The organism is Streptococcus sp. A69 (genome assembly GCF_058556195.1).
On the sequence record NZ_JBZUJU010000002.1, the window covers coordinates 446,226 to 469,530 of the forward strand.

At 42.6% G+C, this 23,305-nt stretch carries 22 protein-coding genes and 1 pseudogene; 15 read left to right on the top strand and 8 right to left on the bottom strand.

All coding sequences use genetic code 11. The features are described 5' to 3' along the window. Positions 1-11 precede the first annotated feature (11 nt). From metF to dtd, 10 genes are all read left to right on the top strand, one after another. Positions 12-878 (top strand): methylenetetrahydrofolate reductase [NAD(P)H], encoded by an 867-nt coding sequence (metF, locus tag AC4ME5_RS06175; RefSeq protein WP_101800275.1) that lies wholly within the window; start codon positions 12-14, stop codon positions 876-878. A 367-nt stretch (positions 879-1,245) separates the two neighbouring features. Continuing rightward, on the top strand, positions 1,246-3,459 hold the full coding sequence (gene pnp, locus AC4ME5_RS06180; RefSeq protein WP_491800357.1) for a polyribonucleotide nucleotidyltransferase: 2,214 nt from the start codon (positions 1,246-1,248) through the stop codon (positions 3,457-3,459). Positions 3,460-3,474: 15 nt separating this feature from the next. Beyond that, on the top strand, positions 3,475-4,092 hold the full coding sequence (gene cysE / locus AC4ME5_RS06185) for a serine O-acetyltransferase (RefSeq protein ID WP_084875724.1): 618 nt from the start codon (positions 3,475-3,477) through the stop codon (positions 4,090-4,092). 35 nt (positions 4,093-4,127) lie between these two features. Beyond that, complete coding sequence (locus AC4ME5_RS06190; protein WP_009729870.1) at positions 4,128-4,796, top strand: hypothetical protein; 669 nt, start codon at positions 4,128-4,130, stop codon at positions 4,794-4,796. Positions 4,797-4,819: 23 nt separating this feature from the next. Continuing rightward, positions 4,820-6,163 (top strand): cysteine--tRNA ligase, encoded by a 1,344-nt coding sequence (cysS, locus tag AC4ME5_RS06195; RefSeq protein ID WP_491800358.1) that lies wholly within the window; start codon positions 4,820-4,822, stop codon positions 6,161-6,163. Further along, positions 6,156-6,542 carry a Mini-ribonuclease 3 gene (locus AC4ME5_RS06200; protein WP_109289706.1) on the top strand — a complete coding sequence of 129 codons (387 nt, stop codon included), beginning with the start codon at positions 6,156-6,158 and terminating at the stop codon, positions 6,540-6,542. Before cysS ends, AC4ME5_RS06200 begins: the two co-directional genes overlap by 8 nt. A 3-nt stretch (positions 6,543-6,545) precedes the next feature. Then, positions 6,546-7,415 (top strand): helix-turn-helix domain-containing protein, encoded by an 870-nt coding sequence (locus AC4ME5_RS06205; protein ID WP_491800359.1) that lies wholly within the window; start codon positions 6,546-6,548, stop codon positions 7,413-7,415. 113 nt (positions 7,416-7,528) lie between these two features. Next, on the top strand, positions 7,529-8,659 hold the full coding sequence (locus AC4ME5_RS06210) for an ABC transporter ATP-binding protein (RefSeq protein WP_000229937.1): 1,131 nt from the start codon (positions 7,529-7,531) through the stop codon (positions 8,657-8,659). Between the two features lie 137 nt (positions 8,660-8,796). Beyond that, positions 8,797-11,013 carry a RelA/SpoT family protein gene (locus AC4ME5_RS06215; RefSeq protein WP_001123776.1) on the top strand — a complete coding sequence of 739 codons (2,217 nt, stop codon included), beginning with the start codon at positions 8,797-8,799 and terminating at the stop codon, positions 11,011-11,013. 29 nt (positions 11,014-11,042) lie between these two features. Continuing rightward, positions 11,043-11,486, top strand: coding sequence for a D-aminoacyl-tRNA deacylase (gene dtd / locus AC4ME5_RS06220; protein ID WP_414344055.1), 444 nt, complete (start codon positions 11,043-11,045; stop codon positions 11,484-11,486). Between the two features lie 30 nt (positions 11,487-11,516). Here dtd and AC4ME5_RS06225 read toward each other — a convergent pair whose 3' ends face one another. The 6 genes from AC4ME5_RS06225 to AC4ME5_RS06250 all read right to left on the bottom strand — a co-directional run bounded on the left by AC4ME5_RS06225 (position 11,517) and on the right by AC4ME5_RS06250 (position 15,912). After that, positions 11,517-11,930 carry a hypothetical protein gene (locus AC4ME5_RS06225; RefSeq protein WP_057488656.1) on the bottom strand — a complete coding sequence of 138 codons (414 nt, stop codon included), beginning with the start codon at positions 11,928-11,930 and terminating at the stop codon, positions 11,517-11,519. Between the two features lie 107 nt (positions 11,931-12,037). Continuing rightward, on the bottom strand, positions 12,038-12,688 hold the full coding sequence (locus tag AC4ME5_RS06230) for a metal-dependent transcriptional regulator (protein WP_491800360.1): 651 nt from the start codon (positions 12,686-12,688) through the stop codon (positions 12,038-12,040). 83 nt (positions 12,689-12,771) lie between these two features. Next, on the bottom strand, positions 12,772-13,266 hold the full coding sequence (gene tpx, locus AC4ME5_RS06235) for a thiol peroxidase (protein ID WP_000206541.1): 495 nt from the start codon (positions 13,264-13,266) through the stop codon (positions 12,772-12,774). Positions 13,267-13,388: 122 nt separating this feature from the next. Next, a complete protein-coding gene (locus AC4ME5_RS06240) occupies positions 13,389-14,318 on the bottom strand; it encodes a metal ABC transporter substrate-binding protein (RefSeq protein WP_000733081.1) in 930 nt (309 codons plus the stop codon). A 26-nt stretch (positions 14,319-14,344) separates the two neighbouring features. Further along, complete coding sequence (locus AC4ME5_RS06245) at positions 14,345-15,193, bottom strand: metal ABC transporter permease (RefSeq protein WP_084937391.1); 849 nt, start codon at positions 15,191-15,193, stop codon at positions 14,345-14,347. Further along, entirely contained in the window at positions 15,190-15,912 is a 723-nt protein-coding gene (locus AC4ME5_RS06250) for a metal ABC transporter ATP-binding protein (RefSeq protein ID WP_491800361.1), read from the bottom strand. Before AC4ME5_RS06250 ends, AC4ME5_RS06245 begins: the two co-directional genes overlap by 4 nt. A gap of 179 nt (positions 15,913-16,091) precedes the next feature. On the opposite strand from AC4ME5_RS06250, the gene AC4ME5_RS06255 reads away from it, so the two are divergent. After that, complete coding sequence (locus AC4ME5_RS06255; protein WP_491800362.1) at positions 16,092-17,984, top strand: M13 family metallopeptidase; 1,893 nt, start codon at positions 16,092-16,094, stop codon at positions 17,982-17,984. Between the two features lie 38 nt (positions 17,985-18,022). On the opposite strand, the gene AC4ME5_RS06260 is transcribed toward AC4ME5_RS06255, so the two are convergent. Together AC4ME5_RS06260 and AC4ME5_RS06265 are read right to left on the bottom strand one after the other, a co-directional pair. Further along, the gene (locus AC4ME5_RS06260) at positions 18,023-18,652 is read right to left on the bottom strand and encodes an MBL fold metallo-hydrolase (RefSeq protein WP_000690839.1); all 630 of its coding nucleotides are present in this window, start codon (positions 18,650-18,652) and stop codon (positions 18,023-18,025) included. A gap of 63 nt (positions 18,653-18,715) precedes the next feature. After that, entirely contained in the window at positions 18,716-19,810 is a 1,095-nt protein-coding gene (locus AC4ME5_RS06265) for a DUF2974 domain-containing protein (RefSeq protein WP_491800363.1), read from the bottom strand. Positions 19,811-19,966: 156 nt separating this feature from the next. On the opposite strand from AC4ME5_RS06265, the gene AC4ME5_RS06270 reads away from it, so the two are divergent. The 4 genes and pseudogenes from AC4ME5_RS06270 to AC4ME5_RS06285 all read left to right on the top strand — a co-directional run bounded on the left by AC4ME5_RS06270 (position 19,967) and on the right by AC4ME5_RS06285 (position 23,157). Beyond that, the gene (locus tag AC4ME5_RS06270) at positions 19,967-20,644 is read left to right on the top strand and encodes a response regulator transcription factor (RefSeq protein WP_057488649.1); all 678 of its coding nucleotides are present in this window, start codon (positions 19,967-19,969) and stop codon (positions 20,642-20,644) included. Continuing rightward, complete coding sequence (locus AC4ME5_RS06275; RefSeq protein WP_491800364.1) at positions 20,637-21,611, top strand: sensor histidine kinase; 975 nt, start codon at positions 20,637-20,639, stop codon at positions 21,609-21,611. Before AC4ME5_RS06270 ends, AC4ME5_RS06275 begins: the two co-directional genes overlap by 8 nt. A 75-nt stretch (positions 21,612-21,686) precedes the next feature. Then, positions 21,687-21,965, top strand: a pseudogene (locus AC4ME5_RS06280) (ABC transporter permease); the annotation flags it as partial. 142 nt (positions 21,966-22,107) lie between these two features. Further along, positions 22,108-23,157 (top strand): DUF389 domain-containing protein, encoded by a 1,050-nt coding sequence (locus AC4ME5_RS06285; protein WP_084872640.1) that lies wholly within the window; start codon positions 22,108-22,110, stop codon positions 23,155-23,157. Positions 23,158-23,305 lie beyond the last annotated feature (148 nt).

The window sequence follows — 23,305 nt, forward strand, 5'->3', positions numbered from 1 at the left end:
GGTTATTACATATGTCACGCCAAACACCGTCACTCTCATTTGAAGTGTTCCCTCCAAACCCAGCAGTGGGTAATGATAAAATTATTTCTGCCTTGCAGGATATGCGAGAGTTAACACCGCACTTTATCAGTGTGACCGCCAGCAATAATAAATTTAATATCAAGGAAACAACGGTTCGTTTGGCTGACTTTATCCAGAATGATTTGGCGATTCCAACTATTGCCCACTTGCCAGCTATCTATCTGACCAAGGAAAAGGTTGCTGAAACCATTGCAGACTTGGATAAGGTTGGGGTACAGAAAATCTTGGCCTTGCGTGGGGATATTATCCCTGATGTGGAACCACAAAAGGATTTCCGCTACGCAACGGACTTGATCGAGTTTATCAAGGAACAAGCCCCTCACTTTGATATTGTTGGTGCTTGCTACCCAGAGGGGCACCCTGACTCGCCAAACCAAATCTCAGATATTCAAAATCTCAAGAAGAAAGTGGATGCAGGCTGTTCAAGCCTCGTAACACAACTTTTCTTTGACAATGAGCGTTTCTATGATTTCCAAGATAAGTGTACCTTGGCAGGGATTGATGTTCCCATTCATGCGGGTATCATGCCCATTCTGAACCGTAATCAAGCGCTTCGTCTCTTGCAAACGTGTGAGAATATCCATCTTCCACGAAAATTTAAGGCTATCTTGGACAAGTATGAGCACGATCCTGAGTCGCTCAGAGCAGCAGGACTTGCCTATGCCGTGGATCAGATCGTTGACTTGGTGACCCAGGATGTCGCAGGTGTGCATCTCTACACCATGAACAATGCTGAAACAGCAAAATACATCCACCAAGCAACCCATGCCTTGTTTAACCATCAGTCTTTAGGATAATAAAAAGCAAACCATTCTTCTCAGGTGAGGGGAATGGTTCCTTTTTAATAGAAAAGCCCGTACTTTTTAAGAAAAATATGATAAAATAGACTCTGTACGTACTTGATACAAAGATGAGGGTATAAACAGATTCTTAGCTATTCAAATCTGCTATAAAAGGTACAAATGCTAAAGAATAATATTTTTAAACTTTTCAAAGTGCCTAGATAGTTGAACACGGGCTGAATCCCTAGTGAAAAAGATAGATTTCCTGGTGTGCATCGCACACTGCGTCAAACTCCTATTTTCATACGGGATTCTTTACGTCCTTAGTATCTTGATCTTTGTAGGCAAGGCGTATAATTTCATCAATCCAAAGGGGATTAAAATGACAAAACAAGTGTTTCAAACGACTTTTGCGGGTCGTGAGTTAATCGTAGAGACTGGTCAGGTTGCTAAGCAAGCAAATGGCTCTGTTGTCGTGCGTTACGGTGAGTCAACTGTCTTGACTGCTGCCGTCATGTCTAAGAAGATGGCAACTGGGGATTTCTTCCCTCTTCAAGTCAACTACGAAGAAAAAATGTATGCGGCCGGGAAGTTTCCTGGTGGCTTTATGAAACGTGAAGGACGTCCATCAACAGATGCGACCTTGACAGCGCGTTTGATTGACCGTCCAATCCGTCCTATGTTTGCGGAAGGTTTCCGTAACGAAGTACAAGTGATTAACACGGTCCTTTCTTATGATGAAAATGCTTCTGCACCTATGGCTGCTATGTTTGGTTCATCTTTAGCGCTTTCTATCTCAGACATTCCATTTGACGGACCAATCGCTGGGGTACAAGTGGGCTATGTCGATGGTCAAATTATCATCAACCCAAGTCAAGAACAAGCAGAGCATTCACTTCTTGAATTGACAGTAGCTGGTACCAAGCATGCTATCAACATGGTTGAGTCTGGTGCCAAAGAATTGTCAGAAGAAATCATGTTGGAAGCCCTTCTGAAAGGACACGAAGCTGTTAAAGAATTGATTGCCTTCCAAGAAGAAATCGTTGCTGCTGTTGGTAAAGAAAAAGCAGAAGTGGAATTGCTTCATGTGGATGCGGACTTGCAAGCTGAAATCATCGCAGTCTACAATAGTGACCTCCAAAAAGCGGTTCAAGTAGAAGAAAAATTGGCTCGTGAAGCTGCAACTCAAGCAGTGAAAGATCAAGTAACAGCTGTTTACGAAGAAAAATATGCAGACCATGAAGAATTTGACCGTATCATGCGTGATGTGGCTGAAATCTTGGAACAAATGGAACACGCTGAAGTGCGCCGTTTGATCACAGAAGACAAGGTGCGTCCTGACGGTCGTAAGGTTGATGAAATCCGTCCTTTAGATGCGCAGGTTGACTTCCTTCCTCGTGTGCACGGTTCAGGTCTCTTCACTCGTGGACAAACTCAAGCTCTTTCAGTCTTGACCTTGGCACCGATGGGTGAAACTCAGACTATTGATGGTTTGGATCCCGAGTACAAGAAACGCTTTATGCACCACTATAACTTCCCTCAATACTCTGTCGGGGAAACTGGTCGTTACGGTGCGCCAGGTCGTCGTGAGATCGGTCACGGTGCTCTCGGGGAACGTGCTCTTGCTCAAGTATTGCCAAGTTTGGAAGAATTCCCATACGCTATCCGCTTGGTGGCAGAGGTCTTGGAATCAAATGGTTCTTCTTCTCAAGCCTCTATCTGTGCGGGAACTCTTGCCCTTATGGCTGGGGGTGTGCCAATCAAGGCGCCAGTAGCAGGGATTGCCATGGGTCTCATCTCAGATGGAAACAACTACACTGTCTTGACAGATATCCAAGGTTTGGAAGACCACTTTGGAGACATGGACTTCAAGGTTGCAGGTACTCGTGACGGGATTACAGCCCTCCAAATGGATATCAAGATCCAAGGGATTACTGCAGAAATCTTGACTGAGGCTCTTGCTCAAGCCAAGAAAGCTCGTTTTGAAATCCTTGATGTGATTGAAGCAACCATCCCAGAAGTTCGTCCAGAATTGGCTCCAACTGCACCGAAAATTGATACCATCAAGATTGATGTGGACAAGATTAAGATTGTCATCGGTAAAGGTGGAGAAACCATCGACAAGATTATCGCTGAAACTGGCGTTAAGATTGATATCGACGAAGAAGGTAATGTTTCTATCTACTCTAGCGACCAAGATGCCATTAACCGTACCAAAGAAATCATTGCTGGCTTGGTTCGTGAGGCTAAAGTCGATGAAGTATACCATGCCAAAGTTGTTCGTATCGAGAAATTTGGTGCCTTTGTCAATCTCTTTGATAAGACAGATGCCCTCGTTCACATTTCGGAAATGGCTTGGACTCGTACCAACCGTGTCGAGGATTTGGTAGCTATCGGTGATGAAGTCGATGTTAAGGTTATCAAGATTGATGAAAAAGGCCGTATCGATGCCTCTATGAAGGCGCTTCTTCCTCGTCCGCCAAAACCTGAGCATGATGAAAAAGGCGAAAAGTCTGAGCGGCCTCACCGTCCACGTCATCACAAGGATCACAAACCTAAGAAAGAAGTTACAGAAACACCAAAAGATTCAGAATAAGAAAAGGAGAAATGTATGGGATGGTGGCGCGAAACCATTGATATTGTAAAAGAAAATGATCCAGCGGCACGCAACAGTTTGGAAGTTTTGCTGACTTATCCAGGTGTCAAGGCCTTGGCTGCCCACCGTCTCTCGCATTTTCTCTGGAAGCATGGCTTTAAACTCCTAGCTCGTATGCACAGTCAGTTTTGGCGCTTTTGGACTCAGATTGAGATTCATCCAGGTGCCCAGATTGATTCAGGTGTCTTTATCGACCACGGTTCAGGCTTGGTGATTGGAGAGACGGCGATTGTTGAAAAAGGCGTTCTGCTCTATCATGGAGTGACTCTCGGTGGGACAGGAAAAGACTGTGGCAAACGCCATCCGACCGTTCGTCAGGGTGCCCTTATATCAGCACATGCCCAAGTTATTGGTCCTGTAGAAATTGGTGCAAATGCCAAGGTCGGTGCTGCTGCAGTAGTCGTGGCAGACGTACCTAGTGATGTGACAGTTGTCGGTATTCCGGCTAAGATCGTCCGAGTTCATGGACAGAAGGATGAGCCAACGATCCACGAAGTCGAAGAAAAACGAGAGTACTACGTCAATAAACTCGAGCAGGCTAAAGAAGCCAGTCACAGATCGTCGGGGTTGTAGAGAACAGTTATATATAAGTAAGGGAAGTGGTCGAAATGGATATTTTTTTTATTATTTTAGTTTTCTTTTCATTTATCTGTTTTTACTTTTACTCTAAACAAAAAGAAATGAAAATGGACATGGAGGCAGATTATAGCGATATTATAGGTCAAAAAGAAGAAATTGATGGGAAATTGTGCTTATTGTTTGAGTACACAAAGTATCAACCACGAAAGTACGATTATATTCTTGATAATTTTTTTCCTGGTCAAAGTGTTTTTGCAATTGATCCGAGAACAAATGAAGCAGATCCAAAACTGGAGTATGTTATATTAGATAGAATAGACCTAGAATATAAGAAAGATAGCAAAGAATTATTCGCCCCTTTTTATATCGTTTTTACGATTAAACCTAGAGAGGAATATAATAACTACTCAACCAGTATAGTCCATAATGCTCCCGTTCAAAATAACTATGCTGGTAATAACTATCAAGATAACAGATATAGCAATTACTATAATGAAATTATTTCAGTGTTGAATGAATACAAAACAGAATTGATTCGACATGGTATTAATGATAGCGAAATTGATAGTATCATTACTTCTCCGCAAGATAAACAAAAATTGGAATATTTCGTAGAAAAGTATGAACCAATTTTAAGAACTATTGAAGTTGCAAGTGCGGCTGCTACTCTTTTTGATTTATTGCTGAAATTTTTATAGATAGTAGGATATAGGAGTATTTTATGATTAAAATCTATGACACCATGTCTCGTGATTTGCGAGAATTTGTCCCAATCGAGGACGGTAAGGTTAAGATGTATGTCTGTGGGCCAACCGTCTACAACTATATCCACGTGGGGAATGCTCGTTCAACGGTAGCCTTTGATACCATTCGTCGCTACTTTGAATACCGTGGCTACGAAGTTGCCTATATTTCAAATTTCACGGATGTGGATGATAAGATTATTAACCGTGCCAGGGAAGAAGGCATCACGCCTCAGGAGGTTGCGGATAAGTACATCGCTGCCTTTCGTGAGGATGTGACAGCCTTAGGTGTGAAACCTGCGACTCGCCATCCGCGTGTAGTAGAGTTTATGGCTGACATCATTCGTTTTGTGGAAGACTTGATTGAAAAAGATTATGCTTACGAGAGTCAAGGAGATGTTTACTTCCGCGTGGAAAAATCTCACAACTATGCTAAGTTGGCCAATAAAACCTTGGAAGATTTGGAGCTGGGTGCTTCAGGTCGAACAGATGAAGAAACGGCTCGTAAGGAAAATCCTGTAGACTTTGCTCTTTGGAAAGCTGCAAAACTAGGCGAGATTTCTTGGGACAGTCCTTGGGGATCTGGTCGTCCGGGTTGGCATATCGAGTGTTCAGTCATGTCAACAGAGATTTTGGGCGATACCATTGATATTCACGGTGGGGGAGCTGATCTGGAGTTTCCGCACCATACCAATGAAATTGCCCAGTCAGAAGCAAAAACAGGTAAGACTTTTGCCAACTACTGGATGCATAATGGCTTTGTTAACATTGATAATGTCAAGATGTCTAAGTCCTTGGGCAACTTTATCACCGTCCATGATGCCCTCAAAACCATTGATGGTCAAGTGCTTCGATTCTTCTTTGCGACTCAGCATTACCGTAAACCAATCAACTTTACTGAAAAGGCAGTGCGGGATGCAGAGACCAATCTCAAATATCTGAAGAACACTTACGAGCAACCATTTTCTGGGACTGTAGATACTCAAGAGTTGCAGGCTTTTAAAGATAAGTTTGTTGCCACTATGGATGAGGATTTCAACTCTGCCAACGGTATCACAGTTGTCTTTGAGATGGCCAAATGGATCAATTCTGGCAACTATGATGCAAGTGTTAAGGAAGCTCTTGCGGCTATGTTGGAAGTCTTTGGAATTGTCTTTATCGAGGAAGTTTTGGATGCAGATATCGAGGCCTTGATCCAAAAACGCCAAGAAGCGCGTGCCAATCGTGACTTTGCGACAGCGGACCAAATCCGTGACCAATTGGCGGCTCAAGGAATTAAGCTCCTTGACACCAAGGATGGAGTGAGGTGGACACGTGATTGATGTCAATCTCATTAATGGGATTGCGCTGGCTTTTGAGGGGGATGCGGTTTATTCCATGTATATTCGTCGCCATCTTATCCTCAAAGGGATGACCAAACCCAACAAGCTCCACCAAGAGGCGACTAAGTATGTGTCAGCCAAGGCTCAGGCTCGCTTGATTTCCCTCATGTTGGAGGAGCAAATCCTGACGGAAAAAGAAGAAGAAATCTACAAACGTGGTCGCAATACCAATAGTCACACAAAGGCTAAAAATGCAGATGTGGTGACTTACCGCATGTCTACAGGTTTTGAAGCAGTGATGGGCTATCTCCATCTGACTGAAAATGTGGAGCGTCTAGAGACCTTAATTTCTTGGTGCATCCAAAAAGTGGAGGGCTAGAATATGATTGCAAAGGAATTACAGGACTGGTTTCCTGAAGCTCAGATTTCAGATCAGCCGATTGAGAGACCAGGCTATCTTACTCTTCCTTTAGCCTCTCAGCAGTGGATTTTACTGGAGGAAGCTGGGCTCAGCGAGCGTGAAAAGCAGTTGGTTGCCCTTTTGACCCAGCAGGAGCAGGCTCGTTCGCTCAATCCTTGGTATCCCTATCTGATTGAGGGGAAGGGGCAGGCACCGCAAGCTTTCAAAAAGATTCAATTGGTTTATTGCCATCTATCTTATTACCAACAGGAAAATCTAGCCTCTTGGTTGGATATGATGCGGACTCTTTTTCCCAACTGCCAGACAGTGCTACAGGTCGGTGCTCAGGATTATGTATTCGTGCTTCAACAAGATAAGTACAGCTCTGTCCGCTCAATCTTATCTGATACGATTGAAGCGGTTGAGTATGACTTTGGCCTTCGTCTGTCTATCATGTTGGGGCAGGTTTGGTCTCAGACTGGGTATCAGGCTCTGTCAGATTTAATCCAAGCAGAGCGGGACTTGTTTAAGACATGGTGGCGTCAGGGTCACCAAGGTGTACACACCTTTTCACAACTCTATCTATGGAGTATGGGAGAAAGGATTGTGGATCTGAGAGTCATTAAAGAATGTCTGCACCAGATGATTTTGGATCAGGATCAGATTCAGGAAATCATTCTCTCCCTTTGGGAAAATAGTGCTGTCCTAACTAAAACAGCCCAGCAACTCTATCTGCACCGCAATTCTCTTCAATACAAGATTGACAAATGGGAAGAATTGACAGGGCTTCAGTTGAAGGAGTTAACGGATCTTACCTTGTGTTATCAGTTGATTTTACCAGATATTCTTTAAAGTTTTGTGCAAGTTGCACAGAACTTTTTTATTTTTTTGGTCACCTTGCCATAGAAAAGTAAAGCGTTTTCATCTATAATAAAACTATCAAAAGACAAAAGGAGTTCACCTCGATGGTAGAATTAAATCTTAAAAATATTTACAAAAAATATCCAAACAGCGAACACTACTCAGTTGAAGACTTCAACTTGGACATCAAAGACAAAGAATTTATCGTTTTCGTAGGTCCTTCAGGATGTGGTAAATCAACAACTCTTCGTATGATTGCTGGTCTTGAAGACATTACAGAAGGTACTGCATCTATTGATGGCGTGGTTGTCAACGACGTAGCTCCAAAAGACCGTGACATCGCCATGGTATTCCAAAACTACGCTCTTTATCCACACATGACTGTGTATGACAACATGGCTTTCGGTTTGAAATTGCGTAAATACAGCAAGGAAGACATCGACAAACGTGTGCAAGAAGCAGCAGCAATCCTTGGTTTGAAAGAGTTCTTGGATCGTAAACCAGCTGACCTTTCAGGTGGTCAACGTCAACGTGTTGCCATGGGTCGTGCCATTGTCCGTGATGCAAAAGTATTCTTGATGGATGAACCTTTGTCAAACTTGGATGCCAAACTTCGTGTATCGATGCGTGCTGAAATTGCGAAGATCCACCGTCGTATCGGAGCTACAACTATCTACGTAACGCACGACCAAACAGAAGCGATGACACTTGCAGACCGTATCGTTATCATGTCAGCAACTAAGAACCCTGCTGGTACAGGTACTATCGGACGTGTTGAACAAATCGGTACTCCTCAAGAAGTTTACAAAAACCCAGTTAATAAATTCGTAGCAGGATTTATCGGAAGCCCAGCTATGAACTTCATCAATGTGAAATTAGAAGGCAATGAAATTGTTTCTGACGGTTTCCGCTTGAAAGTGCCAGAAGGTGCTTTGAAAGTTCTTCGTGAAAAAGGCTATGAAGGTAAAGAATTGATCTTCGGTATTCGTCCAGAGGACGTGAATGCAGAACCTGCTTTCCTTGAAACATTCCCAGAATCAGTTGTCAAAGCTACTATCTCAGTATCAGAATTGCTTGGTTCAGAATCTCACCTTTACTGCCAAGTTGGTAAAGACGAATTTGTTGCTAAAGTGGATGCTCGTGACTACTTGCAAACAGGCGCAACAGTTGAACTTGGATTTGACTTGAACAAAGCACACTTCTTCGACGTAGAAACTGAAAAAACAGTCTACTAAGCAAATGAAATGTCAAAACACTGCTAGAGAAATCTGGCAGTGTTTTTTAATGATTGGTATTGGTATAAAAACAGGCTTTTCTAGTTTTCATATCCTTAAAAAAGTGATAAAATGGTAGGAAGAATTGGAGAGTATAGATGCCGAAAGAAGTGAATTTGACGGGCGATCAGGTAGTCGCTTTAACGAAAGAATATTTAACAAAGGAAGACGTTGCTTTTGTCCAAAAAGCATTGATTTACGCAGTTGATTGTCATAGTGGGCAATTTCGGAAATCAGGAGAGCCCTATATTATCCATCCCATTCAGGTAGCAGGCATTCTGGCTAAGCTCAAGCTGGATGCCGTAACCGTTGCCTGTGGTTTTTTGCATGATGTGGTTGAGGACACAGATGCGACACTGGATGATTTGGAGAGAGAGTTCGGTCATGATGTTCGGATTATCGTTGATGGGGTGACCAAGCTTGGTAAGGTTGAGTACAAATCACTCGAGGAACAATTGGCTGAAAATCACCGCAAGATGCTTATGGCCATGTCTGAGGATATCCGTGTTATCTTGGTTAAATTATCGGACCGTTTGCACAATATGCGGACTCTCAAACACCTGCGAAAGGACAAGCAAGAACGTATCTCCAGAGAAACTATGGAAATTTACGCACCACTTGCTCATCGTCTGGGGATTTCCAGTGTCAAGTGGGAGTTGGAAGATCTATCTTTCCGTTACCTCAATCCAACTGAGTTTTACAAGATTACCCACATGATGAAGGAAAAACGCAGAGAACGTGAGGCTTTGGTTGATGAAGTCGTAACCAAGTTGGAAGAGTACGCTACCGAACGCAATCTCAAAGGGAAAATCTATGGTCGTCCTAAGCATATCTATTCGATCTACCGCAAGATGCAGGATAAGAAGAAACGCTTTGAGGAAATTTATGACCTGATTGCCATTCGCTGTATCTTAGATACCCAGAGTGATGTCTATGCTATGCTGGGTTATGTGCATGAACTTTGGAAACCTATGCCAGGCCGCTTCAAAGACTATATCGCCAATCGTAAGGCCAATGGTTACCAGTCTATCCATACAACTGTTTATGGGCCAAAAGGACCGATTGAATTTCAGATTCGGACTAAAGAAATGCACGAAGTGGCTGAGTACGGGGTTGCGGCTCACTGGGCTTATAAGAAAGGCATTAAAGGGCAGGTCAACAGCAAGGAATCTGCTATTGGGATGAACTGGATCAAGGAGATGATGGAGCTCCAAGACCAGGCTGATGATGCCAAGGAATTTGTGGACTCTGTTAAAGAAAACTATCTGGCGGAGGAGATTTACGTCTTTACTCCAGATGGTGCGGTTCGCTCCCTTCCAAAAGATTCGGGACCGATTGACTTTGCCTATGAAATCCATACCAAAGTCGGTGAAAAAGCGACTGGTGCCAAGGTCAATGGCCGTATGGTTCCGCTGACAACCAAGCTCAAGACAGGGGATCAGGTTGAAATTATCACCAATCCCAACTCCTTTGGTCCGAGTCGTGACTGGCTCAACATGGTCAAGACCAGCAAGGCGCGCAACAAGATTCGTCAGTTCTTTAAAAATCAAGACAAGGAATTATCCGTTAACAAGGGCCGTGAGATGTTGATGGCCCAGTTCCAAGAAAACGGCTATGTAGCCAATAAATTCATGGACAAGCGCCATATGGATGAGGTTCTTCAAAAGACCAGCTACAAGACAGAGGAGGCTCTCTACGCAGCCATTGGTTTTGGAGAAATTGGCGCTATTACCGTCTTTAACCGTTTGACCGAAAAGGAACGCCGTGAGGAAGAGCGTGCCAAGGCCAAGGCGGAAGCAGAAGAGCTTGTCAAAGGTGGCGAAGTTAAGGTTGAAAACAAAGAAACTCTCAAGGTCAAGCATGAGGGTGGTGTGGTCATTGAAGGGGCTTCAGGTCTCCTAGTTCGGATTGCCAAGTGTTGCAATCCAGTGCCGGGTGACGACATTGTCGGCTACATTACTAAGGGACGCGGTGTAGCTATTCACCGTGTGGACTGTATGAATCTCCGTGCCCAAGAAAACTACGAGCAACGTCTTCTTGATGTGGAGTGGGAAGATCAATTCTCAAGCAAGGAATACACTGCCCACATCGATATCTATGGTCTCAACCGTACAGGGCTCTTAAATGATGTTCTGCAAGTTCTCTCCAACACAACTAAGAATATCTCAACCGTTAATGCTCAACCAACCAAGGATATGAAATTTGCTAATATCCATGTCTCCTTTGGTATTTCCAACCTCTCTACACTGACCACAGTCGTGGATAAGATTAAGAGTGTGCCAGAGGTCTACTCTGTCAAACGGACCAATGGCTAATTCTCCCTTCAGTTACTAGAAAGGCTATTATGAAAATCATCATTCAACGAGTCAAGAAAGCCCAAGTGAGTATCGAAGGTCAGGTTCATGGGAAAATCAATCAGGGGCTTTTATTGCTGGTCGGTGTTGGACCAGAGGACCAAGAGGAAGATCTGGACTATGCTGTGAGAAAGCTCGTCAACATGCGGATTTTTTCTGATGCAGAAGGCAAGATGAATCTGTCTGTCAAGGATATTGAAGGAGAATTCCTTTCTATTTCTCAGTTTACCCTCTTTGCGGATACCAAGAAAGGCAATCGTCCCGCCTTTACAGGAGCAGCCAAGCCGGATATGGCAGCTGCCTTCTATGAGGCTTTCAACCAAAAGCTAGATCAGGAAGTGCCCGTTCAGACAGGCATCTTTGGAGCGGATATGCAGGTGGAGCTGGTCAATGATGGACCAGTCACCATCATTCTTGATACTAAAAATAGATAAGAAAACCAAGCCAGCTGGCTTGGTTTTTGTTTATAGACACTCCCATAAAGAGGTATGTTTGTTGTAAAAGTCGGGATAGTTTTCTCTTAGGTGGCTAGCCGTTATATAATATAAAGTAGAATGACAACCAGTGACGATTGGCATAAGAGAGGAAAGTCGCTGAGAACTAGCGAAGGTTAAAAGGACAAATAATAGAAAATCGCTGATGAGCACCCCTAAATAGTAGAGGCGAATTTTTTTGTTCATCTGAGGATAAATCTCAGAGAAATGTTTTTTGAGTCGGAAGACCAAGCGAGATAGCAGTAGTCCCTGAGCAAGGATGAAAATAAAACCAGAGAGCATGAGCCAGCCCAAAGCTGTCTCATGTCTTGTGATAAAAAATGCTAATAGTAGCAAATCGCAGAGTGCAATGGCTACAAAATGGATTCTAAAGAGCTTTTTCATAGGAAAACCTCCCTCTTTTATCTAGCTTCATTCTACACCAAACGAATGGGACTTACAAGCAAAATGACAAAAAATCCCTGAAAGGAACTTCTTTCAGGGATAAGGGGTTAACTGATTTTTTCGACATAGAGTTGTTTGGCGATATCGATGCTAACTTGGAGATCTTCACCTTTGTTGACCAGTGTAAAGCTATTGGAAAAGCTATCAAACTGCTTGACTTGGAGTTGGTCACCGATATGAATTGCGTACTTCTCTAGATATTTGAGTAGATCAAAGCTATCATGAACCCGAGTCAGGAGATAGGTACCGGCTTTTTTGGTATCTGCTAGAGGTAGGTTGTTAATTTCGACTAAGAGCTCTCCTTTGACTGGGATGGTTCCTCCGTGGGGGCAGGTTTTAGGGAAGCCAAGCAGTTTATCTAGTCTCTCTACGAAGAGGTCGGATACAGTGTGCTCTAGGACCTCAGCTTCCTCATGGATCTGGTCACTGGTATAGTCGAGATGGTGAACTAGAAAGACTTCAATCAACCGGTGTTTGCGATAGAGCTCAGAAACCAGTTCGAGGCCGATATCTGTCAATAGGTAGCCATTCTCCTTGTCCTTGAGGATGAGATTTTCATTTTTCATGCGTTTGATCATCTCTGTTACGGCAGGTGGAGAGACTTGCATACGGGTAGCAATTTCTTTATTGGTGATTTTCTGCATCTCCGTACCGATTTCATAAATACATTTTAGATAGTCTTCTTTATTTGGCGTCATTCGTTTCCTCTTGTCTTTTCTCTCCATCTAGTATATCAAAAAAAGCTAGATTTCTCTAGCCTTCTGCCCTAATGGCTTTGATTTTAGTCCAGTTCTTTCACTGCAGCAATGGCAGCTTCAAAGTCTGGTTCCGTGTTGATGTTGTCAACGTATTCTACGTAACGGATGACATTGTCAGTATCGAGAACAAAGACGGCACGTGCAAGGAGATGCCATTCGTTGATTAAGAGGGCATAATCACGCCCGAAAGAATGGTCAAAGTAGTCTGAAAGCATGATGGCATTGTCAAGGCCTTCAGCCCCACACCAGCGTCCTTGGGCAAATGGTAGGTCCATAGAAACGGTAAGAACGACGGTGTTGTCAAGGTTGGCTAGTTCTTGGTTGAATCGACGTGTTTGCGTTGAGCAGACACCAGTATCGATAGAAGGGACAACACTCAAGACTTTTTTCTTTCCATCAAAGTCAGCTAGCGTTTTTTTAGAGAGATCTGTTGTCGTAAGAGAAAAGTCAAGTGCCTTGTCTCCGACTTGCAGTTGTTTACCTGTAAAAGTTACAGGATTTCCGAGAAAAGTGGTCATGAAACTACTCCATTCTTTTTTCTTTTATTTTACCGAGAATTGTCAGATTTTTCCAATGATTTGACCGGAAATTAAGTGATAAAAAAACGCCCATTCACGTGAGAACGACGTTTTTTAGTGGATTACTTAGACAAACCTTCAGCAATCTTGTCAAGGTTGTATTTCATCATGCTGTAGTAGCTGTCGCCTTCTTTGCCTTCTTCAGCGATTGAGTCAGTAAAGATTTGTGCGTAGATTGGGATGTTTGTGTCTTGTGAAACAGTCTTCATTGGACGGTCATCGACACTTGATTCAACAAAGAGTGATGGAACTTTTGTTTGGCGAAGTTTTTCAACCAAGGTTTTGATTTGTTCAGGAGTACCTTCTTCTTCCGTGTTGATTTCCCAGATGTAGGCACTTGGAACACCGTAGGCTTTAGAGAAGTATTTGAAGCATCCTTCGCTGGTTACGATGAGTTTCTTTTCAGCAGGGATATTGTTAAATTTCTCTTTGGCTTCCTTGTCCAGTTTGTCTAGTTTTTCAGTATAGTCTTTGAGATTTTTTTCGTAGAATTCCTTGTTGCTAGGGTCCTTGGCAATGAGCTGTTTAGCGATATTTTTAGCATAAATCATCCCATTTTCAAGGTTGAGCCAAGCGTGTGGGTCTTCTTTGCCTTTCTCGTTTTGGCCTTCAAGGTAGATGATGTCTACACCGTCGCTAACTGCAAAGTAGTCTTTGTTTTCAGTTTTCTTGGCATTTTCGACCAATTTGGTAAACCAAGCATTGCCACCTGTTTCAAGGTTGATACCGTTATAGAAAATCAAGTCAGCTTGAGAAGTTTTCTTAACGTCTTCAGGAAGTGGTTCGTATTCGTGTGGGTCTTGACCAACAGGAACGATACTGTGAAGATCAATCTTGTCACCAGCGATATTTTTGGTAATATCAGCGATAATTGAGTTTGTAGCAACAACTTTTAGTTTTTGACCAGAAGTAGCATCTTTTTTTCCGCTAGCACATGCTACAAGTGCAATGACGGAAAGAAAGAGTACAAGCAATGTACCTAATTTTTTCATTAGATTCCTCCAGAAAGGGTCTCCCCTTATTTATTGATTTTTTTATGTTTCAGTTTCAAATATCGTTGTTTTGGAGCGATAAAGAAGCTAATGAGAAAGAAACTGGCAGATGTGAGCACGATGCTCGATCCTGCTGCGAGATTGAAGCTATAGCCGATAAAGAGTCCCACAACAGAAGCTAGAGCTCCTAGACTTGATGAAAGGAAAATCATGCTCTTTAGGCTATTAGCATAGAGATAAGCCGTCGCAGCTGGAGTGATTAGCATGGCAACGATAAGAATGGTTCCAACACTTTGCATGGCGGTGACGGACACAAGGGTCAAGAGCACCATGAGCAGATAGTGGTAGAAATTGACAGGCATTCCCATGGCTTTAGCCAGGAGCTCGTCAAAGGATGTAATCAATAGTTGTTTAAAGAAAATCCCGATAATCAAAAGAATGATTGCCCCCACACCAATGGTAATCCACATGTCCATGTCTTGGACAGCGAGGATATTCCCGAAAAGGATATGGAAGAGGTCTGTCGAACTCTTGGCAACACTAATCAAGATGACACCTAGGGCTAAGAAAGATGAAAAGGTAATACCAATGGCAGTGTCACTCTTGATGATAGAGTTTCCCTTGATGTAGGTAATGATGATGGAGGCCATCAAGCCAAAGATAATGGCTCCAATAAAGAAATCAATTCCCAGGATAAAGGAAAGGGCTACGCCGGGCAAAACTGCGTGAGAGATAGCATCTCCCATGAGAGACATCCCACGTAGGATGATAAAACATCCCACAGCTCCAGCAACCACTCCGATGACTATAGCTGTTATCAAGGCGTTTTGTAGGAAATGGAAATGTTGCAATCCATCGATAAATTCTGCTATCATAGGTCACCTCCATTGAAAAAGAGTTTGCTACCGTAGGCCTTCTTAAGATTGACTTCGGTAAAGGTTTCTTTAGTCGGACCAAGGTCTATTAATTCTCGATTGAGAAGCAAAACTTGGTCGAAGTAATGGGGGACTTTGCTGAGGTCATGATGGACGATGAGAACTGTTTTACCAGCTTTTTTAAGGTCTCTCAGCGTGTTCATGATAATCTCTTCACTAACCGAGTCAATCCCGACAAATGGCTCATCTAGAAAGATGTAGTCAGCTTCCTGCACTAAACAGCGGGCAATCAACACACGTTGGAATTGTCCGCCTGAGAGCTGGCTGATTTGGCGATTAGCATAGTCTGAGAGTCCAACGATTTCAAGTGCATCTGCCACTTTTTTCCAGTGACTAGCCTTTAAGGTGTGAAAGAGTGGGATGGATGGATAGAGTCCCAGAGAGACGCATTCCTTGACCTTGATAGGGAAATTGTAGTCGATATGGATCTTTTGCTCGACATAGGCAACTCGATGTAAAGATTTCTTGAATTCTTTGTCATCGAGAAAGGCCTGACCTTCATGTGGGATAATTCCCAACATACTTTTTAATAAAGTTGATTTTCCAGCACCGTTTGGACCAATAATTCCGGTAATAGTTGGTCCTTGGAGCACTAGTGAAATATCCTTTAGTGCCAACGTTTCTTTGTAGGAGACACTGAGGTTTTCGATACGTATCATACAGTTGTATTCCTCCTGTCTTTTAATATACCTTAAAAAAAAAATTAAGTCAAGTTAATTTTTGAAAAATTTAAAATAATAACTGAAAAATGAAGTGAAAAGAGAAACCATTTTTAATTGCATTCCCAAGTGTTTTTTGCTAAGCTAAGAATAAGTGAAAAAATGAAAGCGAGAACAAGATGACACGTTATCAAGACGATTTTTATGATGCAATCAATGGCGAATGGGAAAAAACAGCTGTTATTCCAGCTGACAAATCTCGAACAGGTGGTTTTATTGACCTTGATGAGGAAATTGAAGAGTTGATGCTGGCGAATACGGACAAGTGGTTGGCAGGTGAAAAAGTCCCAGAGGATGCCATCCTCGCAAACTTTGTTAAGTACCATCGTATGGTACGTGATTTTGACAAGAGAGAAGCAGATGGGATTAATCCTGTTTTGCCAATGCTCAAGGAATACCAAGATTTGGAGAGCTTTGCAGATTTCACCAGCAAACTGGCAGAGTTTGAACTAGCAGGGAAGCCAAACTTCCTTCCATTTGGAGTATCACCAGACTTTATGGATGCCAGAACCAATGTTCTCTGGGCCAGTGCTCCAGGAACTATCTTGCCAGATACAACCTACTACGCTGAAGACCATCCTCAGCGTGAGGAGTTGTTAGGTTTGTGGAAGGAAAGTACTACGAATCTTCTCAAAGCCTATGATTTTTCAGATGAGGAAATCGCAGATTTACTAGAGAAACGATTGGAATTGGACCGTCGCACTGCGGCTGTAGTGCTTTCTAACGAAGAAAGTTCAGAATATGCCAAACTCTACCATCCATACGCTTATGAAGATTTCAAGAAATTTGCCCCTGCACTTCCATTGGATGATTTCTTCCAAACAGTTCTTGGACAAACTCCAGATAAGGTTATCGTAGACGAGGAACGTTTCTGGCAAGCAGCAGATCAATTTTATAGTGAAGAAGCGTGGCCTTTACTCAAAGCAACCTTGATTTTGGGTGTGGTCAATCTCTCAACCAGCTACCTCACAGACGAGATTCGTGTCTTATCAGGTGCTTACGGACGTGCCCTTTCAGGTGTGCCAGAAGCACAGGACAAGGTCAAGGCAGCTTATCACTTAGCCCAAGGTCCTTTCAAGCAGGCTCTTGGTCTCTGGTATGCGCATGAAAAATTCTCCCCAGAAGCTAAGGCTGACGTAGAGAAAAAAGTAGCGACTATGATTGACGTTTATAAGGAACGCTTGGCTAAGAACGACTGGCTCACGCCTGAAACGCGAGACAAGGCCATTGTCAAACTCAATGTCATCAAGCCTTATATCGGTTATCCAGAGGAATTGCCAGAACGCTACAAGGACAAAGTAGTGGATGAAACTGCTAGTCTCTTTGAGAATGCCCTAGCCTTTGCGCGTGTGGAAATCAAGCACAGCTGGAGCAAGTGGAACCAACCGGTTGACTACAAGGAGTGGGGGATGCCAGCTCATATGGTCAATGCCTACTACAATCCTCAGAAGAACTTGATTGTCTTCCCAGCGGCTATTTTACAGGCTCCATTCTATGACTTGCATCAATCGTCTTCTGCCAACTACGGTGGGATTGGTGCTGTTATTGCTCACGAGATTTCTCATGCCTTTGACACAAATGGTGCTTCTTTTGATGAAAATGGTAGTCTCAAGGATTGGTGGACAGAGAGTGACTATGCTGCCTTTAAAGAAAAAACGCAGAAAGTTATCGACCAGTTTGATGGGCAAGAATCTTACGGCGCAAGAATCAACGGAAAACTAACTGTATCAGAAAATGTTGCCGACCTAGGAGGAATTGCTGCAGCCCTTGAAGCTGCTAAGAGAGAACCAGACTTCTCTGCTGAAGAATTCTTCCACAACTTTGCTCGTATCTGGCGCATGAAAGGTCGTCCTGAGTTGATGAAACTCATGGCCAGTGTCGACGTGCACGCGCCTGCCAAACTCCGTGTCAATGTGCAAGTGCCAAACTTCGATGACTTCTTTACAACTTACGATGTCAAAGAAGGCGATGGTATGTGGCGTTCACCAGAGGATCGTGTGATTATTTGGTAAGATAAAAACCAAGGATAGCATCCTTGGTTTTTTGCTTGCTAGAAAAAGGGATTAAAAGTCTTTTCGTGAGCGATAGTCGTAGCTGGACCATGCCCGGGATAGACATCGTAGTTAGGAAGAGTGAAGAGTTGCGTCTGAATGCTATGGAGAAGTTGTTCCGTACTACCTGTAGGAAGGTCTGTCCGTCCGATGGTTTCTCGGAATAGAGCATCTCCGGTCAAGACTAGATGAGCATCAGGAAAGACGATAGAAACGCCGCCGATAGAGTGCCCTGGGGTTGGTAGAACTGTAAAACGAAATTCCTTAAGCTGGTATTCTTCATGAAAGGCAAAGGTGTGTTCTGCTGGTTTTGCGACCACATCTGCCATATCGTCGTGACGAGGGAGACCAGAGAGATTATCTACAGGTGTATAAAGCCAGCTAGCTTCACTCTCTGCTACATAAACTGGAGGATTTCCAAAAGTCTCGCGAACTAAGTCCAGACTCATAATATGGTCGTAGTGGGTATGGGTCAGGAGAATCGCGCAGACTGGTTTGTTGATTTTCTCAATAGTCTTGCGAATAGATTCCCAATGGCTACCTGGGTCCACCACAATTAGGTGTTGATCCCCTTCCAGGTAATAAGTGTTTTCATAGGCAACGGGATTCACGGTTTTATGGATTTTCATACTGGCTCCAATCTCAAAGAATGTACTAAACTAAGTATAGCATAGAAGAGGATACTTAGGGTATCAAAAAGTCTTTTTCGTGCCTTGACGATTTTTCCAAGCTTGATAGCGGGTGTCAATCAAGAGTTGGGTTAAGCGCCCCATGGTTTCTCTTTCTTCGGGAGTGAGGGATTGAGCTTGTACAAAGAGTTGATGAATGTGTTCAATGGCATTGAAGGAAGAAAGATCGTTGATAGAGGAGATGCCCGCATCGAGAATGATTCCAAAAAAGAGGTCAAAGTAGAGCTGCAGTTCTTCGTCAGGAACTGTTTCAACCCATTCCTTGAAGGTTGTATCGACTTGCTGACTATCACTATTGGTCTCGTCTAGTTGGACAAAGTGTTTGTCTTCAATCTGCCAACTAAAGGTGTCGTGCTGGGCAAGGCCACCTAAGGCGGTGCTTCGAACGACGATTTTTTTATCCGGAATTTCCAGCATCATCCCGATGATAGACCCTTGTGGGATAAATACTTTCGTTCTTTCCATCATGTTTTGATAGCCAGGTGTTTCGGTTAGTTCCTTGTGAAGTCCAGGGGCATCAAAAGTGTAGACAGCGACAATGTTTTTCTGCAAGTTTGGATCAAGTTGACTGGCAGCATAGACAGCTAGATTGCCCCCTTTTGAATGCCCTGCTAGGATGATCTTTTGATTGGGATGTTGGGCAAAAAAGTCCTCTAAATATTGGAGGGCATGTTTTTGAGCTGGGATTTCCTTCATATAGGTCATATGGAAATCTTCTTTCCAACCGATGATACTATCATCCGTCCCACGAAAAACAAGCAAATAGGTATCGAGACTGATACGATAAGTCATAGCCGCAAACTGTTTTTGCAATTCAGGATCGATATCGTTGATAAAGTCTGAGAGCTTGCAATTTTTAAAGCGTTTGTGTTGAGAGAGTTGATCCAACAACTGGAGACGGTTTTTATTGGTCAACATCGTCGTGTCTCTAGGAATTTGAGGTGCTAGATCTATGAGACGCTTTGGTTCTTGGGTGATTACATTATCAAAAGCAAGGTAGGTTAATTCAGTCAAGGCAAGAACATCTAACTCATTCACGGGGAGGTCATAAAAGGAATCGTATGCTACATCATTGAGGTAGTCAAAAATATTGGCCATAAAAGCTCCTTTCTCTATGTTTATCCTATCACATTTACCAAGAATTAGCTAGTAGGCTTACTAGATTTTGCTATATTGCTAGCGAGCTGGTTTAAATACAGGTTTGCATTTTATCCATGGGGAAAATCTGTTATAATAAGAGCAAAGGAGGAGCGCATGCACAAGATTTTACTAGTAGAAGATGACCAAGTTATTCGGCAACAAGTGGGGAAACTGCTCTCTGAGTGGGGCTTTGAGGTCATTTTGGTAGAAGATTTTATGGAAGTATTGAGCTTATTTGTCCAGTCTGAGCCTCATTTGGTCCTCATGGATATTGGTCTGCCTCTTTTTAATGGTTACCACTGGTGCCAGGAGATTCGTAAGATTTCTCAGGTACCTATCATGTTTCTGTCTTCGAGAGATCAGGCGATGGATATTGTCATGGCGATCAATATGGGAGCAGATGATTTTGTGACCAAGCCTTTTGATCAGCAGGTGCTCCTTGCCAAGGTTCAGGGCTTGTTGCGCCGTTCTTACGAATTTGGGCGTGATGAAAGTCTGCTGGAGTATGCGGGTGTGATCCTCAATACCAAGTCTATGGACCTGCACTATCAGGGGGGAGTCCTGAGTTTGACCAAGAATGAATTTCAAATTTTGCGAGTGCTGTTTGAACATGCTGGCAATATCGTGGCGCGTGATGACTTGATGAGAGAACTCTGGAATAGCGACTTTTTCATCGATGATAACACCTTGTCTGTCAACGTTGCTCGCTTGCGTAAAAAGTTGGAGGAGCAAGGTTTAGCAGGGTTTATCGAAACCAAGAAAGGGATAGGATACGGACTGAAACATGCTTGATTGGAAATCATTTTTTCTAGCCTATCTGCGTTCTCGCAGTCGCATCTTTGTCTATATTTTTTCATTAGGCTTTCTCATCCTTCTCTTTCAGTTTTTATTTGCTAGTCTAGGAACTTATTTTCTTTATTTCTTTCTGCTCAGTAGTTTTTTGACTTTCTTATTTTTGGCTTGGGATATATTTGCAGAAGCTCAGGTTTACCGTCAGGAAGTACTCTATGCTGAGAGAGACCCAAAGTCTCCTTTGGAGTGTGTGCTAGCGGAAAAACTCGAAGAGCGTGAGTCTGAATTGTATCAAAGGAAGTCAGAAGCCCAAAGTAAACTGACAGATTTGCTTGATTACTATACCTTGTGGGTTCATCAGATAAAGACTCCCATTGCAGCTAGTCGACTTTTAGTGGCAGAAGTCTCTGATCGTGAGGTCAAGCAGCAACTGGAACAGGAAATCTTTAAGATTGACTCCTATACCAATCTGGTACTGCAGTATCTTCGTTTGGAGAGTTTCCACGATGACTTGGTATTTGAGAAGGTTCAAGTGGAAGATCTGGTGAAGGAAGTGGTTCGTAAGTATGCCCTTTTCTTTATCCAAAAAGGACTGACGCTCAATCTCCATGACCTTGACAAAATCATCGTGACCGATAAGAAGTGGCTGTTGGTCGTCATTGAACAAATCCTCTCAAACAGCCTCAAATACACCAAGAAAGGTGGACTAGAGATTTATATGGAAGGCCAGGAGCTCTGTATCAAGGATACGGGAATCGGGATTAAAAACAGTGATGTGCTCCGAGTCTTTGAACGTGGCTTTTCAGGATATAATGGTCGCCTAACCCAGCAGTCATCTGGACTTGGCCTCTACCTATCCAAGAAAATTTCTGAAGAACTTGGTCATCAAATTCGTATCGAGTCTGAGGTTGGGACAGGAACGATAGTGCGGATTCAGTTTGCTCAAGTGAACTTAGTCCTTGAGTGAGAAGAGTAGATAAGAGCCCAGGATAAGACAACTGGGCTTTTCTATCTTTAACTGTGTATCCTAGTAAATTATTTTATCTACTATAAACAACTCTCTGAGGGATATGAAGACCACGAACGAAAAGGTAGGTCTAGATCAAAAGCAGATTAAGCAAACCATTAACAAGCAAGTCTTGACAGTTTTCTTCCTTCCTGTAATTTTTGCATTTCTCCATTGGCCTTTGCTTATCATATGCTTAGTTTAGTTCTCAAGGTCATTGAAGTAGTCGATGATACCATGAGGTTGACGATAACTTTCTCTATCTGTTTAATTGATAGATTTCTTTGGAGAAAGACTGTAAAATTTTTGATATAATGTTAAGGATGGACTGACGGATATTTAAAGGATAATTTTCAAAAGAATAACAGGTGAGAAGAAAAATATGTAAGATTGGACAGAAGTCTCTCTACCATCATCCAAGCAGAAACAAGATTATATGAAATAAAAGGAGTAACCAATGACCGGAAACTATTCAACACTTGAATACCGTGAGAAATTATATGATGATCTTCATGTTCGATTGAGAGATACAGTGATTTTGATGTGTGCGATTTTTATTGCCTCTATCGGACTAAATATGAATTCAACTGCTGTCATTATTGGAGCCATGCTGATTTCGCCTCTTATGACACCGATTGTTGGACTCGGATTTGGTTTAGCTATTTTTGATACGCGTTTAATCAAGCAATCTCTAGAGGTTTTATTTACTCAAGTATTGGTCAGCTTGCTTGTCTCGACTCTATATTTCTGGATTTCTCCCTTATCTTATGAAAGTAGCGAATTGATTGCACGAACCTCTCCAACCATTTGGGATGTTCTCATTGCTATTGCTGGTGGGATAGCAGGCGTAATTGGTTCAAGGAAAAAAGAAGCAAACAATATCGTGCCAGGAGTAGCCATTGCAACAGCTCTGATGCCACCTATCTGTACTGCAGGCTATGGTTTAGCTAATGGGAATGTACGATTTTTATTTGGGGCTCTCTATCTTTTCTTGATCAACTGTGTCTTTATCATGCTAGCCAACATTGTTGGAACAAGAATTTTGATGAGAAAATCTCCCTTAAGTTCATTTAAAGAGCTAAACATTAAAATGAAAATTGGCTTGACATCCTTGATTGTATTATTGGTTCTTCCAGCCAGTTATTCAGCAGTCACTCTGACGATAGATCAAGCGCGAAAAGAAGGAATCAAACAGTTTGTAGGAAAAGAGTTCGCCAATCACACGGTCATTAATCAAGTCTACAAGTCAAGGAACAATGAATTGGTCTTGACGGTTGTTGGAGATCCGATTTCAGACGAAGAATTAGAAACGCTCCATCAAAAACAAGCCTCTTACGGTATTGAATCTGTTCAATTGAAAGTCAATCAAGTCAATAATTCGCAAAAATTAGATAGTGAGATGACCAAGGAATTTTATGAAACCATTGATAAGTATATTGATCAAAAACTCTCTGAAAAGGATTCACAAAAAGAGCTCGTAAAAGAAAATGAAGCAGATAAGGATTGAGGATATTGACCTTATCTAACTCATGAAAGCAAATCTTGTGTGGTGGTTTGACCAATCACTACTAGCTCAGATTAAATAAAATATAAAAAGCAACAGCTGAAATAGTTGTTGCTTTTTCTGGCTCTGAAAAATGTTTCTCAGACTGTGA